Origin of the sequence: Rhodanobacter umsongensis (assembly GCF_042654965.1) — a bacterium.
Taxonomy (GTDB): Bacteria; Pseudomonadota; Gammaproteobacteria; order Xanthomonadales; family Rhodanobacteraceae; genus Rhodanobacter; species Rhodanobacter umsongensis.
Genome location: NZ_JBHSMK010000003.1, coordinates 273479 through 289009 on the forward strand (window position 1 = coordinate 273479; position 15531 = coordinate 289009).

Genomic DNA, 15531 nt, shown 5'->3' on the forward strand with positions numbered 1-15531 from the left:
TGGACGTCCAGACGTCCGCATGCAGCGGGGAGCCGTCGGAGGCGATCGCGCCGCTGACCCCGCGCAACGGCCGGCCATCGGTTCGTCCTGCACGCACCGGCGTGCGATCATGGGCGGATGATTCATGCCGTCACATCCCCGCTGGCCATCATCGGCGGCGGTCCGGCCGGGCTGATGGCGGCAGAGGCTGCCTGCGCGGCGGGGCTGACCGTCGACCTGTATGACGCGATGGGCTCGGTCGGCAGAAAATTCCTGCTGGCCGGCAAGGGTGGTCTCAACCTGACCCACGCCGAGCCGCGGGCGCGCTTTGCCGCGCGCTACGGCGAGCGTGAGCGGGAGATCCAGCGCTGGCTCGATGCGTTCGATGCCGACGCGCTGCGTGCCTGGGCCCGCGGGCTCGGCGTGGAAACCTTTGCCGGCAGCTCCGGGCGGGTGTTTCCCACGGACCTGAAAGCGGCGCCGCTGCTGCGCCGCTGGCTGCGCCGCCTGCGCGACTCCGGCGTGACGTTTCACATGCATCACCGCTGGCTGGGCTGGCAGGCGCATGACGCCCTGCATTTCGCCACGCCACAGGGCGAGCGCGCGGTGCCGGCCAAGGCCGTGATCCTGGCCCTCGGGGGTGCCAGCTGGCCGCAGCTGGGATCCGATGGCAGCTGGGTGAAGCCGCTGCAGGAGGCGCGCGTCGATATCGCGCCCTTGCAGCCGGCGAATTGCGGTTTCGAGCTGGCGTGGAGCGAACACCTGTCTACCCGCTTCGGCGGCGCTCCACTCAAACCGGTGGTGGCGCATTGGGTCGATCGCCACGGCGCCGCGCATTCGCGCCAGGGAGAGTTCGTGCTCAGCGAATACGGTATCGAGGGCAGCCTGATCTACGCGATCGGCGCCGAATTGCGCGAACAGATCGCCGCGCGCGGCGAAGCCGTGCTGATGCTGGACCTGGTGCCCGGCTACACCGAGCCGGTGCTTGCCGCGCCGCGCGGCAAGCACAGCATCGGGGACTGGCTGCGCCGTCGCGCCGGGCTCGATCCGGCCAAATGTGCGCTGGTGTTCGAGCTCACCGACAAGCCCACGCTGGCCGATCCGCTGGCGCTGGCGGCGCAGCTCAAGTCGTTGCCGCTCAAGCTCCGTGCATCGCGACCGGTGGCCGAGGCGATCAGCACGGCCGGCGGCGTGCGGCTGGAAGCGCTGGACGAGGACCTGATGCTGCGCCAGCGGCCAGGTGTTTTCTGCGCCGGTGAAATGCTGGACTGGGAAGCACCGACCGGCGGCTACCTGCTGACCGCCTGCCTCGCCAGTGGCCTGATTGCCGGGCGTGGCGCGGCGCGCTGGCTGCGCGCGTAGCGCGGCCGCGCCGGTCCCGCCGATAAAGCACCCCGTCTTCCGTTTGCGCTGAACCGGTCGAATCGCGAGTGGCGATCCCGGCGCGCACGGGCGACCTTCTTCGGCATATCGACGTCCATCGGCGGATGGCGGCGTTCACGGATCATCGACATTCGAGGCACGCCGAGGGGCTACCAAACTTCCGCCGCCGGGTGAATACTCCGGGCCGGGAGTAAGTGCGATGCGCCGAGGGAGCGCGTACCGAACGGGGCCGAGGCCTGTCGATCGCGATTCTAACCATGGAGCGCCAGTCGCATGCGTGCGATTTCGCCGTTTTGCACAGTTCTGCTGAGCGTTGCGCTTGGCGTCGGCGGCGTGCTGCTGGGCTCGCCCGCGGCGCACGGTCAGCAGACTGACCCGCACGGTTCAACGGATGCCGGGCACAGCCCTTCCAGCAGACTCAGCCAGGACGACATCGCGAAGATGTTGCCGCCCACCGACATGGGCGCGAACGCGGCGCGAGAGGACCATGCGCACCTGCCGGCGATCGACGACAGCCCGGCCACACCGTTCGATGCCGCGTCGATCCCGGCCAACCCGCTGGCACCGCAGGCCGATGCGATCGGTGCGAAGAGTTGCGTGGCCTGCCACGCGCAGGAAAATGTGCAGGCCTCGCATACGCTGCACGTCGCCTCGTTCCGTGCCGGTGCCGCGAACACCGGCCCGCAGGCGGCTTGCGAAAGTTGCCACGGCCCGGGTTCGGCCCACGCCAAGGACCCCACCGCACCTGGGTTGATCATCGCCTTCACCCACGATGCGAAGACCCCGCCGCAAGTCCAGGCCGGGGTGTGCCTCGGTTGCCATGCCGGCGGTGCGCGCCAGCACTGGATCGGCTCGATCCACCAGAACCGCGGGCTGTCCTGCACCGATTGCCACAACCCGATGGCGCGGCTGTCGCCCGAAGGCGTGCTGGCGAAGTCGTCGATCAACGAAGTCTGCGCCACCTGCCACCAGGACATCCGCGCCAAGTTCAACCGCCGCTCGCACATGCCGCTGCCGGAAGGGCAGATGGCCTGCACCGACTGCCACAACCCGCACGGCTCGATCACCAGGCCGCTGCTGAAGACCGATACGGTCAACGAGACCTGCTACACCTGCCACGCCGAGAAGCGCGGGCCGTTCCTGTTCGAGCACGCGCCGGTACGCGCGAACTGCCTCAACTGCCACGACGTGCATGGCTCCAACCAACAGACCCTGCTGGTCGCGCCGATCCCGATGCTGTGCCAGCAGTGCCACACCATGACGCTGCATCCGAACGATCTGCAGAGCGCGGCCGGACTCGGCACCGGCCCGCATCCGGACGAGCGGCTGATCGGGCGCGGCTGCCTGACCTGCCACAGCAATATCCACGGCTCGAACAATCCTTCCGGACCGAAGTTCCACAAGTGACGGAGGCCGACGATGCTTGCGCTGAAAGGAAATCGCACGACGCCGACAGCCTTGGCGCTGGCTCTGCTGTGCGGGCTGTTCGGCGCGCAGAATGTGCGGGCCGGTGATACCAGCGGCACCATGCGGGTGGGCGACATGCAGTTCGGCAACGCACTCGACCTGCGTGGCTGGACACCGATGCTGCAGCCGGCAGACCCCGACGGCATGTCCTACCTGCACGCCGGCATGCTGCGCACGCCGACCGGCGCGCTGTATCCGTATCCGCCGATGGTCGACCCGGGCAAGCCGCTGGGCCAGGGCGACTGGCGCTACGCCGGGCTGATCGAGTTCGGTTACCTGCACGTCGGCGGCGACCGCAACGCGGAAGACTTCCGCCAGTACGCCGACTGGAAAAGCGGTGCCGTGCTGGGCCTGTTCGCATTGAATTTCGACAACCGCAGGACAGGCAACTATGTCGAATTGCGCGGCAGCCACCTGAGCGGCGACGACCAGTTCTACCGCCTGCGCGCCGGCCGCTACGGCAGCTACCGCATCGAGGGCTTCTACCGCGACATGCCGCATACGATGTCGACCAATGCCTATCCGATCTGGAACGGTGTCGGCGGCACCGACCTGACCCTGCCCGCACCGCTGGTGGCTGGCGCCAGCACGCCGGCGCAGGTGGCCGCGGTATCGGCCGCCACGCCACGACGCAGCATCGGGCTTACCCGCACCCGCGCGGGGCTCAGCTACGAAGGCGTGCTGTACCGCAACTGGATCGGCTCGGCCGCGATCACCAACGAGAAGCGCAGCGGCACCCGCCTGTGGGGCGGCTCGATGTTCTTCAACTTCCCGTTCCCCGACGACGGCGGCATCCTGGAAACGGTGCGGCCGATCGACTTCCGCACCACCGACATCAACCTCAGCGTGCGCAATGTCGGCAAGCTGTGGCACTTCCTCGCCACCTACAACGGCTCGTTCTTCCGCAACCACAAGGACCACCTTAATTTCGAAAGCCCGTTCGCCCTGTACAACGTGGCGGGCACGCCGCAGGTGGCCGACATCAAGGACGGCCAGTTCTCGCTGGAGCCGGACAACGACTACCACAATGTGCGGCTGGACCTGTCGCGCGAGCTGAAGTGGAACGGCCAGTTCACCGTGGCCGGCGCGTGGGGCACGATGCGCCAGAACGATGCGCTGCTGCCGCCGACCACCTGCACCGGCACTGGCGGCATCTTCATCGCGCCGCCGGCCGACTACACCTTCCAGTGCGCGAACTGGAACACCACCGCGGCGCTGTCGCAGAAGAGCGCGAATGCGCGCATCGATACCGGCCTGCTCGACGCGCGGGTCACCTTCCATCCCACGCCCGCGTTCGGCTGGCATGCCGGCCTGCGCTGGTATCGCGAGGACAACAAGACCCGCTACCTCGCCTACAACCCGCTCACCGGCCAGTACGGCTACATCTCCGAGAACGGCTCGCAGGGCAGCGTGGTGCCGGGCGAGACCGGCATCTTCGATCCGACCAACCCGCTGTACTGGTCGCGCAACGTCACCGTGCGCAACGTGCCGTTCGGCTACACCGACACGATCCTCGAACTGGGCACCGACTGGCAGCTCGGCCGCAAGAGCTCGCTCGGCGTCACCTACACCTACGACCACAACCGGCCGAAGTACCGCGAGCGCAAGCGCGTCGACGAGCAGCGCATCAAGTTCGACTGGGTCAGCCGCGACGTCATCGGCGCCACCGTGCGGCTCAGTTGGGAGTATGCGAAGCGCGACGGCGACAAGTACAACTACGATCCGTACGTGCCGTTCTTCTCCGAGTCGCTGCCCGGTTTCGTCGACCCGGCCAACGGCCTGCCGGCGCACACCGTCGCCGACATGCGCAAGTACGACCTGTCCAACCGCACCGAGAGCAAGGCGCGCGCGATCATCACCTACCCGTGGGGCGACTCGGCCACGCTGTCGGCCACGTTCTACGGCAACCGCGACCGGTACGACGCACTCATCGGCCGGCAGGACACCCGCACCACCGGCGCCACCTTGCAGTGGGACTGGCAGCCGACCCCGGCGACCACGATGAACGCCTACCTCGGCGTGGAAACCTCGCGCATGGGCATCTCCAACGTCAACGATGCCGACGGGCCGGACAACGGCGCCGTGTTCGGCACGCCCGAGCAGGTCAACCCGAATCTCGGCGGACCGCTGTATCCGTACGCGAACCAGTGGTGGGAGTTCGACCGCGAGAGCAACCGCAACGGCGGCTTCAGCCTCAGCCACGATTTCGGCCGTGTGCGTGCCGACCTCAGCTACAACTACACCGGCTCGTTCGGGCACGTCGGCTACAGCTACGCCACCATCGGCGCGCTGGCCTACCGCGATCCCGCCGGCGTGGCCGCGGCCAATGCGGGTTTTCCCGACAACAAGTACCGCACCAATACGCTCGACCTGGGCCTGAGTTTCCGCGTCAACCGCAACGTCGGCGTGCGCCTGTACGGCCGCTACGAAACCGGCGCATTCAGCGACTGGCATTACGCCGGGCTCGACAACACGCTCAGCTACGACCACCGCCTCTACACCGACAAGGGTGGCCAGCTGCACTACAGCGTGAGCCTGGTCGGCGTCATGTTGAACCTGAAGTTGTAGGAGCCGTGATGACATATCGCACCAGTCTCCTGCTCGCATGCCTGCTGACGTCGACCGCCGTGCTCGATGTCGCTGCACAGCAACCTGCCACCACGACGTCCGCGGCGCCGGCCAGGGTGCTGGACCAGCGTCGCATGCAGCCGGTCAGCGGTGACGCGCAGGCTGGTGCCGGCAAGGCGGCAGTCTGCGCCGCGTGCCATGGCGCGCGTGGCGTGGCGATCGCGCCGAACTTTCCGAACCTGGCGGGCCAGTCGGCCACTTATCTCTACGCGCAGCTGAAGGAGTTCCACGACGGTCAGCGCAACGATCCGGTAATGACCGGCCAGGCCGCCGCCCTGAGCGATACCGACATGCGCGATCTGGCCGTCTACTTTGCCTCGCTGGCGCCGAAGCCGGCGGGGAAGGCCGATGCCAGTTCGCGCGGCGCGCAGTTGTATTTGTCAGGCGATCCCGCGCAAGGCATTCCGCCTTGTCAGGGCTGCCACGGCCCGGCAGGGCTCGGTCCGCAGCCGCATCCGGGCAGCGCGCCGCAGCCGCCCTGGGCAACATTCCCGCATCTGCGCGGCCAGTCCGGGCTGTATGTGACGAAGGAGCTGGGCGACTTCAAGAGTGGCGCACGCGGCGGCGGCAGCAACGCGAAGGTGATGCATGGCGTGGCGCAGACGCTGGGCGATGACGACGTGCAGGCGCTGTCGACTTATCTCGGCAGCTGGTGACCGCCGGCGATGCGTCGTGATGTGGCGCTATGGCGCGGGCCGCTTCACCAGCGTGATCTCGAACAATGCCGGCCAGCGCTTGCCGGTGACGAACAGGCGGTCGTGCGCGGCGTCGTAGGCGATGCCGTTGAGGACGTCGTTGCCGGGATCGGGCAGCTGATTGATGTCGAACAGCCCGTCGAGATCGATCCAGCCGACGACGTGACCGGTCGCGGGATCGATCCGCGCGATGCGATTGGTCAGCCACACGTTGGCGTAGATCTCGCCCTTGATCCACTCCAGCTCGTTGAGGTTGGTGACCGGCTCGCCCCCGGCCGTCACCAGGATGCTGCCGGTCGAGGCCAGCGACTCGGGATCCAGCACGCGCAGCACCGCCGAGCCGTCGCTCATGTAGAGGTGATGATCATCGCGCGTCAGCGCCCAGCCTTCGCCGGGATAGGTAAACGTGCGCCGCAGCTTGAAGCTGGCCAGGTCGTAGACGAAGCCGGTCTGGGCTTGCCAGGTGAGCTGCACCAGCCGGTCTTTCCAGTCCACGATGCCCTCGCCGAAATACTGCGACGGAACGCTGTAGCGCTGCACCGTCTCGCCGCTCTGCAGATCCACCTTGCGCACCGTCGAGCTGCCGGCCTGGCCGGTGCTTTCGTAGAGATAGCCGTCCTTGTAGAAAAGGCCTTCGGTATAGGCGCCGGTGTCGTGCGGATAGCTGTGCACGACCTTGTAGTTGTAGACGGGAATGGACGTGGCCGCCTGCGCGCAGCCGCCTAGCAGGACGAGGGCAACAAAGGTCAGGGACAGGCCGGGCGATCGGATCATCGGTCAGCTTCTTGCAGGGGGAAGGGTGGCGGTCAGGCCAGCGGGCGCACGCGGAAATTGCGGCCCTTGATCTTGCCGGCGCGCAAGCGCTCCAGCGCCTTGTTCGCCAGCGCGCGGCTGATCGCCACATAGGCGCGCGTGGCGAACACGTCGATCTTGCCGATGTCCTTCGCCTCCAGCCCGGCATCGCCGGTGAGCGCGCCGAGGATGTCGCCGGGGCGCAGCTTGTCCTGCCGACCGGCGTCGATCACCAGCGTCTTCATCGGCGCCAGGTGCAGGGTCTTGCCGCGCGGCGGCGCGACTTTCAGCGTGCGCCATGGCAGCGGCGCGCCATTGAGTTGCTCGATGTTCGCCGCCTTCGGCCGCTCGCGCGGCGTGCACAGGGTGATCGCCAGGCCCGATTCGCCGGCGCGGCCGGTGCGGCCGATGCGATGGGTGTGGGTTTCCGGGTCGTGGGCGATGTCGTAGCTCAGCACCAGCGGCAGCGCGACGATGTCCAGCCCGCGCGCGGCCACGTCGGTGGCGACCAGCACGGCGCAGCTGCGGTTGGCGAAGCGCACCAGCACCTCGTCGCGGTCGCGCTGCTCCATGTCGCCGTGCAGGGCCAGCGCGGAGAAGCCGCGGCGGTCCAGTTCCTGCGCTACCGCGTCCACGTCGCGGCGCATGTTGCAGAACACCAGCGCGTGCTCGCCGCGCTCGCCGGCCAGCAACTGCCCGAGCGCATCGAGCTTCTGCGCCGGATCCACCTCGATGAACTGCTGTTCGATCGCCGGCTTCTGTTCGGCCGGGGCGTCCACCGTGACCACGACCGGGTCCTTCTGCACGCGCCGGCTCACCGCGCGGATCTCGTCCGGATAGGTGGCCGAGAACAGCAGGGTCTGGTGATGTTTCGCGATGCGCCCGATGATGTCGTCGATGGCCTCGGCAAAGCCCATGTCGAGCATGCGGTCGGCCTCGTCCAGCACCAGCACCTTGATGCCGCCGCCATGCAGGCTTTCGCGTTTCAGATGTTCCTGCACACGGCCGGGCGTGCCCACCACGATGTGCGGATCGTGCGTCAGCGAGGCCAGCTGCGGTCCCAGCGGCATGCCGCCGCACAGAGTCAGCAGCTTCACGTTCGGGATGTTCGCGGCCAGCTTGCGGATCGCCTTGCTGACCTGGTCGGCCAGTTCGCGGGTGGGGCACAGCACCAGCGCCTGCAGCCGGATCGTGTCCACGTCGATCGACTGCAGCAGGCTCAGCCCGAACGCCGCGGTCTTGCCGCTGCCGGTCTGCGCCTGCGCGATCACGTCGCGCCCTTGCAGCATCGGCGGCAGGCTTTGCGCCTGCACCGGGGTCATCTCGGTGTAGCCGAGCGTCTCGACGCTGGCGAGCAGGGCGGGTTTGAGCGGGAGCATGCTGAACGTGGTCATCCGCACATGATCGCATGGCGGCCGGCGCGCCACAGGCTTGCATCCGGCGGCCGGCTCGCGGACCCTGTACGGCTCCGCCCCTCGTGATCGCCGCCATGGATACCGTTTTCATCGAAGACCTGCGCATCGACGCCGTCATCGGCATCTACGACTGGGAGCGCCGCGTGCGGCAGACGTTGTCGTTCGACATCGAGATGGCGTTCGACAACACCGTGCCCGCCGCCGTCGACGATATCGAGAAGACGCTCAACTACAAGGATGTGTCCAAGCGCCTGATCGGCTACGTGGGCGAGTCCAGCTTCGGCCTGGTCGAGACGCTGGCCGAGCGCTGCGCGGCGATCATCCGCGAGGAGTTCGGGGTGAGCTGGGTGCGCGTGAAGCTGTCCAAGCCGGGCGCCGTGCGCGGCGCGAAAGCGGTCGGCGTGCGGATCGAACGCGGCACGCGGCCGGACTGACCGATGGCACGCGCTTATCTGAGCCTGGGCTCCAATCTCGAACCGCAACATCACTTGTCCGCGGCAATTGACGAGCTGCGCGAGTGCTTCGGCGACATCGCGGTGTCGCCGGCCTATCGCAGCAAGCCGGTGGGTTTCGACGGCGCCGACTTCGTCAACCTGGCGGTGGGGCTGGATACCGAGCTGTCGCCCGAAGCGCTGAACGACTGGCTGCACGCGCTGGAGGATCGCCACGGCCGCCGCCGCGATGTGCCGCGTTATTCGGACCGCACGCTGGACGTCGACATCGTGTTCTACGACGCGCTGGTGCTGGACGGCCCGGGTCACCTGCAGATCCCGCGCAAGGAACTGCGGCACGCGTTCGTGCTGCGGCCGATCGCGGACATCGCGCCGGCGTTCCGGCATCCCGTCAGCGGGCTGAGCATGGCCGAGTTGTGGGCGGCGTTTCCGCCGGGGCACGAGCTGCTGCAGGCCGAATCGCTGCCGGACTGAGCACTGTCGCGCGTGTGCACGGGGTGCTAGAAAGGGCGCACTCACGATCCACGGACGAAGGGGGAGATACGCATGGCCGGTAAATTTGCACGCAGTTGGGCATTGCTGAAGGCGAGCGCGGCGGTGTTGCGTTCGGACAAGTCGTTGCTGGTGTTTCCGTTGCTGTCGGGGCTGTGCACGCTGCTGGTGGCGGCGAGCTTCCTGATCCCGGTCGGGGTGATGGTGATCGGCAACGAGCACGCCGGGCAGCAGTTCGAGCAGGGCATGTCCGCGGGGGCCTACCTGCTGATGTTCGGCTTCTACCTGGTGCAGTACTTCGTGATCATCTTTTTCCAGACCGCGCTGACCGGCGTGGCGCTGATGCATCTGCGCGGCGAGCCGACCAGCGTGGGCGCCGGCTTCGCGCTGGCCCGCGCGAAGCTGCCGCAGATCCTCGGCTACGCGCTGATCGCCGCCACCGTCGGCCTGCTGCTGCGGATGATCCAGGAGCGGCTCGGCCTGATCGGCCGGCTGGTGGTCGGCTTCATCGGCCTGGCCTGGACTGTGGCCACCTTCCTGGTCGTGCCGATCCTGGCCAGCGAGGATGTCGGCCCGGTCGACGCGGTCAAGCGCAGCGTGGAGCTGCTCAAGCGCAGCTGGGGCGAGAACCTGATCGGCAAAGGCGGCATCGGCGTGGTGTTCGGCCTGGTGATGATGCTGGCGGTGCTGCTCGGTGCGCTGCTGATCGGCGGCGCGGTCGTGCTGCAGTCGGCCGTGGCGATCGTGCTGGCGGTGGCCGTGGTGGTAATGGGGCTGACCCTGCTCGGGCTGATTCAGGCCTCGCTGCAGGGCATCTATTCGGCCGCGCTGTACCGCTACGCGGAAGCGGGCGAAGCCAGCGTCGGTTTCGATCAGGCCCTGTTGCAGCAGGCCTTCGCTCCGAAGAAAAAATAGCCGCGCGCCGCGAAATTCACACCGACAGCGTGCGCCCGCCGTCGACGCGAATGATCTGCCCGGTGACATACGGCGCATCGCGCAGCAGCCACAGCACCGCGCCGGCCACATCCTCCGGCGTACCGGCGCGCTGCAGCGGCGTGCGCTCCAGCATCGCCTGCTGGTCGGCGTACGGCTTGCCGTCGCTGGGCCACAGCACGGCGCCGGGCGCCACGCCGTTGACGCGCACCTCCGGCCCCAGCTCCAGCGCCAGCGAGCGGGTCATCGCGGCCAGTGCGGCCTTCGCCATGCAGTACACGGTGTGTTCCGCCAGCGGCCGCTCGGCATAGATGTCGATCATATTGACGATGCCGCCGCGCGCCTCGCGCAGCGCCGGGATCGCCGCCTGGCTGAGGAAGAACGGCGCCTGTGCGTTGGAGGCGAACAACGCGCTCCACTGCTGCGGCGTTGCCGTGCCCAGCGGCGTGGGGAAGAACGCCGAGGCGTTGTTGACCAGCGCGTCGAGCCGGCCGTAGTGCGCCAGCAATTGTTCGATCATCGCCGGCAATGCCGCCAGTTCGGCCAGTTCGGCCTGCAGCAGCAAGGTGCTGCCGCCGCGTTGCTGCTCCAGTTCGTCGGCCAACAGGCGGGCGTCCTCGATGGATCGGCGGTAATGCAGCGCCAGGTCGTAGCCGGCCGCATGCAGCGTGCGCGCGATCACCGCGCCGACGCGACGACCGGCACCGGTGATCAGCGCGACAGGTCGAGCATGGCGTGGCGGCATGCGATGGCTCCGGCAAATATCCAGTCCACAGCTTGCCGCAAAGCGCCGGTGGAGTCATCCGCAGGCGGTGCCGCTATTCCTCTTTCGGTTGGCGTGGTTTCTTGCTGCTCGCCTTGTGCACCGTGCGCGCGACTTTGCGCGCGGCGCCAGCCACGGCCTTGTCCACCAGCTTGTCCACCATGCGCGTGGCCCTGGCCTTCCGTTTCGGAGCGGCGCTTTTGGCGGTGGTTCCGGCGGCCGTTTCCTCCATCGCGATTTCGCCATCGAACATCGCGATCGCGGTGCTGGCTACCTGCCCGGTGTCGTAATAGGCATACGCGCCGACGCCGAGCGCGCCGATCACCGGCAGCCAGCGCGAAATGCCTTTGCTGATCGTTCGCTGGGTGAGTTTGATGCCGATTTTCTTCGCCACGCGTTGGGCGATGCCATAGGACATGCGCCGGAATACCAGCCGGTCGCCAAGCTGCACCACCACATCGCGGAACGCCTGCGCGGCGGTATGGCGGAACAGGCACCACATCATCTGCTCCCGCTCCAGCGTGGCATGGCGGCCGTAGGCGGCGGCGATGTCGCTGACCATCTGTCCCTGGATTTTCCAGATCGCGATCAATTCCGGCAGCAGGGTCAGCCAGCCCAGCGGTCCCGGCGGCAGCGCCAGCGAGCCAGCGGTGAGCGCGGCGCGTTGCGCCGCGCGATTGGCCAGCCGACGGGACTCACTGGCAGGATCCTTGCTGCTGCCGACCTTGCTGTTGGGCACCTGGCTGACGAAATCGAGGATCGCCTCGGTGAGCCGACCGTGCTCGACCGGCGCGATGACGGCGGGTACCTGCTGGCTGGACGGGGTCATGCGTGGCTCCATAGTTGTCGGGATGCAGCATGCGTTCGGCAGTCTAGGGACGCCGGATGAAGCGGGGATCAACGGCGTCCCCGGCAGGCGCGACTTTCCGGCGCAGGGACGGGTGGGATCTTGTAGGTAATGTTATAACATTACAAACAAGATCATTCTCCATCCCGCCGGAATCCCATGAAGTCTTCCCTGCTTGCTATGAGCCTCGCCGCAGCCCTTGGAACAACCACAGTTCATGCCACCGACCCAGCGCCTGCCATGGCCGGCGCCCCCACCGCGAATGGCGACGATCCGGGCGGCAGCGGCAGCCGCACCAAGCAACCAGCCGGGGTCCAGGACCTTGGCGCGATCTCGGTCTCGGCCGCGCTGGACCGGGCGCGCAATGCGCTGTCACCAGGCACCGGCAGCAGCCAGTACGTGATCGACCACAAGGCGATTTCGCAACTGCCGCTGGGTGCATCCACGCCGATGAACCAAGTCCTGCTGCAGGCGCCGGGCGTGGTGCAGGATTCGTATGGCGGCCTGCACGTGCGCGGCGACCACGCAAACCTGCAGTACCGCATCAACGGCGTGATCATCCCCGAGTCGATCGGCGGCTTCGGGCAAAGCCTCGACGCACGCACGATCGACAACGTGAAGCTGCTCGATGGCGCGCTGCCGGCGCAGTACGGCCTGCGCACGGCGGCAGTGGTCGACATCTCCACGAAGAGCGGCCACGACCTGGGCAACGGCGGCAGCGTCGGCATCACCGGCGGCAGCAACGGTACGCTGAATCCGAACGCGTCGGTCTGGGGCGGCAATGATCGCTGGAGCTGGTTCTTCACCGGCAACTACCTGGAGAACGATGCCGGCATCGAGAATCCCACGCCGAGCCGGAAGCCGATCCACGACCGCACCAACCAGGTGAAGGGCTTCGGCGACATCAGCTACCTGATCGACGACGACACTCGCCTGAGCTTCCTGTTCGGCGTCGCCAACAACCGCTTCCAGATCCCGAACCGGCCGGGCTATATGCCGCAGTTCGGCTATCTGGATACGGTCGACTTCAACTCCGCCAACCTCGACGAACGCCAGCGCGAGAACACCCGTTTCGGCGTGCTGGCGCTGCAGGGCAAGCTGGGTGCGACCGACTACCAGGTGTCGGTGGGCCAGCGCTACAGCCGCCTCGCCTATGCGCCGGACCGGATCGGCGAGCTGATGTTCAACGGCGTCGCCTCCGACGTGACCCGCAGCAACCGCGCCAGCACCCTGCAGGCCGACTTCGCCATGCCGCTGGGCGGCCGCCACACGCTGCGCTACGGCATCTACGGCAGCTTCGAGCGCGCGGTCAGCGGCAACGACGCGTGGGTGTTCCCGGCCGATGCCGATGGCAACCAGGCCAGCACCACGCCGATCAACATCCTCGACAACAGTCGCCTCACCGCCAAGACGTGGTCGGCCTACGTGCAGGACGAATGGAGCCTCGGCGACAAGTGGACGCTGAACTACGGCCTGCGCGGCGACCGCTACCAGCTGGCGCGCAGCGAAAGCCAGCTGAGTCCGCGCCTGGGCCTGGTCTGGCAGGCCACCGGCAGCACCACCGTGCACGCCGGCTACTCGCGCTACTTCACCCCGCCGGCCACCGAGATGATCGCCAGCTCGAACATCGCCAAGTTCGACGGCACCACCAACGCCGTGTCGGACATGGGCAACAACACGCCGCTGGCCGAGCGCTCGGATTATTTCGATGCCGGCATCTCGCAGAACCTCGGTTCGGCCTGGACCGTCGGCGTGGACGCCTACTACCGCAAGGTGCAGCGCCTGCAGGACGAGGGCCAGTTCGGCTCCGCACTGGTCTACTCCACCTTCAACTACGCCGCCGGCCGGGTGAAGGGCCTGGAGTTCACCGTCAACTACGAGCAGGGGCCGCTGTCCGCCTACTTCAACGCGTCGCTCGGCAAGGCCATCGGCAAGCGCATCGTCACCAGCCAGTACAACTTCGCGTCGGACGACCTGGCCTGGGTCAATAACCACTGGATCTTCCTCGACCACGATCAGAAGCTCACTTCGTCCGGCGGAATCCATTACGCGTTGAACGAGAGCACCGGCGTCGGCGCCGACTACCTGTTCGGCAGCGGTCTGCGCAAGGACGGCGACGTGCCGAACGGCGCCTCGCTGCCGGCGTACTTCCAGTTGAACCTCAACCTGTCGCACGACTTCGCCTTCGACCGCTTCGGCAAGCTGCACACCCAGCTGGCCGTGCTCAACGTGCTGGACCGCAGCTACGAGCTGCGCGACGGCAGCGGCATCGGCGTCGGCGCGCCGCAGTTCGGCCCGCGCCGCGGTGTCTACTTGAGCGTGCAGAGGGATTTCTGATCGTCGCGCGACGTATCCTGCTCCCATCGCCGGTAGCGGGAATGATGGGCGCGTGCTCGCAGGGCTCCATCGCAGCCTGCTCCTGCGCTGCCGAGCTGGTCCCATCCGCTATGCTTGCCGCGATTTTCCGCTACCGGCAAGACCGATGCCCTCCCGCCTCCCCGAACCTTCCGTCGACGAGCGCGCGCACTCCGATCACTTGCTGCAGGTGCTGCGCGAACAGATTGCCTCGCATGGGCCGATGCCGTTCTCGCAATACATGGAGCGCTGCCTGTACACGCCGGGGCTGGGCTATTACAGCGCCGGACGCACCAAGTTCGGCGCGGCCGGCGATTTCGTCACCGCGCCGGAGCTGGGCGAACTGTTCGCACGCTGCGTGGTCCGCGCGGTGCAGCCGACCCTGGCGATGCTGGGCGACGATGCCGATTTTCTCGAACTGGGTGGCGGCAGCGGCGCCTTCGCCGAGGCCGCGCTGAAGGCACTGGCCGAAAGCGGCACCGTGCCGCGGCAGTATCTGATCCTCGAACCCAGCGCCGATCTGCGCGAGCGCCAGCGCGAGCGGCTGCGCGCCAATCTTCCTGCCGAACTCAACGCCCGCGTGCAATGGCTGGATCGCCCGCCCGAGCACGATTGGCGCGGCGTGCTGTTCGCCAACGAGGTGATCGACGCGCTGCCCGCCACGCGCTTCGCGATGCGCCAGGGCGAGGTCTACGAAGAATACGTGGCGCTGGATGGCGAAGGCCGACTACTGCGCGTCGACCGCCCGGCCGATGCGCTGGTGACCGCCGCCGTGCGCCATGTCGAGCGCGACCTCGGCGCCGACCTTGCCGATGGCTATCGCTCGGAGATCCTGCCGCAGCTGCCGTACTGGATCCAGGCGGTCGCCGGCTCGCAGGTTGCCGGGCTGATGCTGTTCGTCGACTACGGCTACGTGCGCCGCGAGTTCTACCTGGCGGAGCGCGACGACGGCACGCTGATGGCGCACTACCGCCACCATGCACACAACGACCCGTTGTACCTGCCGGGCATGAACGACCTCACCGCGTCGGTCGATTTCACCGCGCTGGCCGAAGCCGGCAACAGCGCAGGCTTTGGCGTGGCGGCCTACCTGCCGCAAGCGCAGTTCCTGATCGGCGCCGGCCTGCAGGACATTTTCGAAAGCGAGCAGACAAAGGTCGCCGACGAACATAGCCGCTATCGGCTGGCGCAGCAGGTGAAGAAGCTGATGCTGCCCGATCAGATGGGCGAACGCTTCCAGGCGATGCTGCTGGCGCGCGGCCTCGACGTGCTGCCGCTGCCGGCCGAACTGATGACCGCCGATCAGGGCGGTCGATTGTAGGAGCCGCTG

General features: G+C 67.6%; 13 protein-coding genes. 9 read left to right on the forward strand and 4 right to left on the reverse strand.

All coding sequences use genetic code 11. From position 1 onward, the window contains the following. Positions 1-117: 117 nt before the first annotated feature. From ACFPME_RS06485 to ACFPME_RS06500, 4 genes are all read left to right on the forward strand, one after another. Positions 118-1341 (forward strand): TIGR03862 family flavoprotein, encoded by a 1224-nt coding sequence (locus ACFPME_RS06485; RefSeq protein ID WP_377303292.1) that lies wholly within the window; start codon positions 118-120, stop codon positions 1339-1341. Positions 1342-1635: 294 nt separating this feature from the next. Next, a complete protein-coding gene (locus ACFPME_RS06490) occupies positions 1636-2769 on the forward strand; it encodes a DmsE family decaheme c-type cytochrome (protein WP_377303294.1) in 1134 nt (377 codons plus the stop codon). Positions 2770-2781: 12 nt separating this feature from the next. Further along, positions 2782-5397, forward strand: a complete 2616-nt coding sequence (locus ACFPME_RS06495) for an MtrB/PioB family outer membrane beta-barrel protein (protein ID WP_377303296.1) — start codon at positions 2782-2784, stop codon at positions 5395-5397. Between the two features lie 8 nt (positions 5398-5405). Beyond that, positions 5406-6113 carry a c-type cytochrome gene (locus ACFPME_RS06500; protein WP_377303298.1) on the forward strand — a complete coding sequence of 236 codons (708 nt, stop codon included), beginning with the start codon at positions 5406-5408 and terminating at the stop codon, positions 6111-6113. A gap of 27 nt (positions 6114-6140) precedes the next feature. Here ACFPME_RS06500 and ACFPME_RS06505 read toward each other — a convergent pair whose 3' ends face one another. Both ACFPME_RS06505 and dbpA read right to left on the reverse strand, forming a co-directional pair. Next, entirely contained in the window at positions 6141-6926 is a 786-nt protein-coding gene (locus ACFPME_RS06505; protein ID WP_377303300.1) for a glutaminyl-peptide cyclotransferase, read from the reverse strand. Between the two features lie 32 nt (positions 6927-6958). Beyond that, positions 6959-8338, reverse strand: a complete 1380-nt coding sequence (gene dbpA / locus ACFPME_RS06510; RefSeq protein WP_377303302.1) for an ATP-dependent RNA helicase DbpA — start codon at positions 8336-8338, stop codon at positions 6959-6961. Between the two features lie 95 nt (positions 8339-8433). Here dbpA and folB point away from each other — a divergent pair, with 95 nt between their 5' ends. The 3 genes from folB to ACFPME_RS06525 all read left to right on the forward strand — a co-directional run bounded on the left by folB (position 8434) and on the right by ACFPME_RS06525 (position 10218). Next, positions 8434-8793 carry a dihydroneopterin aldolase gene (gene folB, locus ACFPME_RS06515; protein ID WP_377303304.1) on the forward strand — a complete coding sequence of 120 codons (360 nt, stop codon included), beginning with the start codon at positions 8434-8436 and terminating at the stop codon, positions 8791-8793. Positions 8794-8796: 3 nt separating this feature from the next. After that, positions 8797-9285, forward strand: a complete 489-nt coding sequence (gene folK, locus ACFPME_RS06520) for a 2-amino-4-hydroxy-6-hydroxymethyldihydropteridine diphosphokinase (protein ID WP_377303306.1) — start codon at positions 8797-8799, stop codon at positions 9283-9285. A gap of 72 nt (positions 9286-9357) precedes the next feature. Beyond that, positions 9358-10218 carry a DUF6159 family protein gene (locus ACFPME_RS06525; RefSeq protein ID WP_377303308.1) on the forward strand — a complete coding sequence of 287 codons (861 nt, stop codon included), beginning with the start codon at positions 9358-9360 and terminating at the stop codon, positions 10216-10218. A gap of 16 nt (positions 10219-10234) precedes the next feature. Here the strand turns inward: ACFPME_RS06525 and ACFPME_RS06530 are convergent, their stop codons facing one another. Beyond that, positions 10235-10981 carry a pteridine reductase gene (locus ACFPME_RS06530; protein WP_377303310.1) on the reverse strand — a complete coding sequence of 249 codons (747 nt, stop codon included), beginning with the start codon at positions 10979-10981 and terminating at the stop codon, positions 10235-10237. 73 nt (positions 10982-11054) lie between these two features. Next, complete coding sequence (locus tag ACFPME_RS06535; RefSeq protein WP_377303312.1) at positions 11055-11828, reverse strand: hypothetical protein; 774 nt, start codon at positions 11826-11828, stop codon at positions 11055-11057. A 177-nt stretch (positions 11829-12005) separates the two neighbouring features. Between ACFPME_RS06535 and ACFPME_RS06540 the strand changes: the two genes are divergently transcribed. Both ACFPME_RS06540 and ACFPME_RS06545 read left to right on the forward strand, forming a co-directional pair. Beyond that, positions 12006-14183, forward strand: coding sequence for a TonB-dependent receptor (locus ACFPME_RS06540; RefSeq protein ID WP_377303314.1), 2178 nt, complete (start codon positions 12006-12008; stop codon positions 14181-14183). 145 nt (positions 14184-14328) lie between these two features. Next, a complete protein-coding gene (locus tag ACFPME_RS06545; RefSeq protein WP_377303316.1) occupies positions 14329-15522 on the forward strand; it encodes a class I SAM-dependent methyltransferase in 1194 nt (397 codons plus the stop codon). Positions 15523-15531 lie beyond the last annotated feature (9 nt).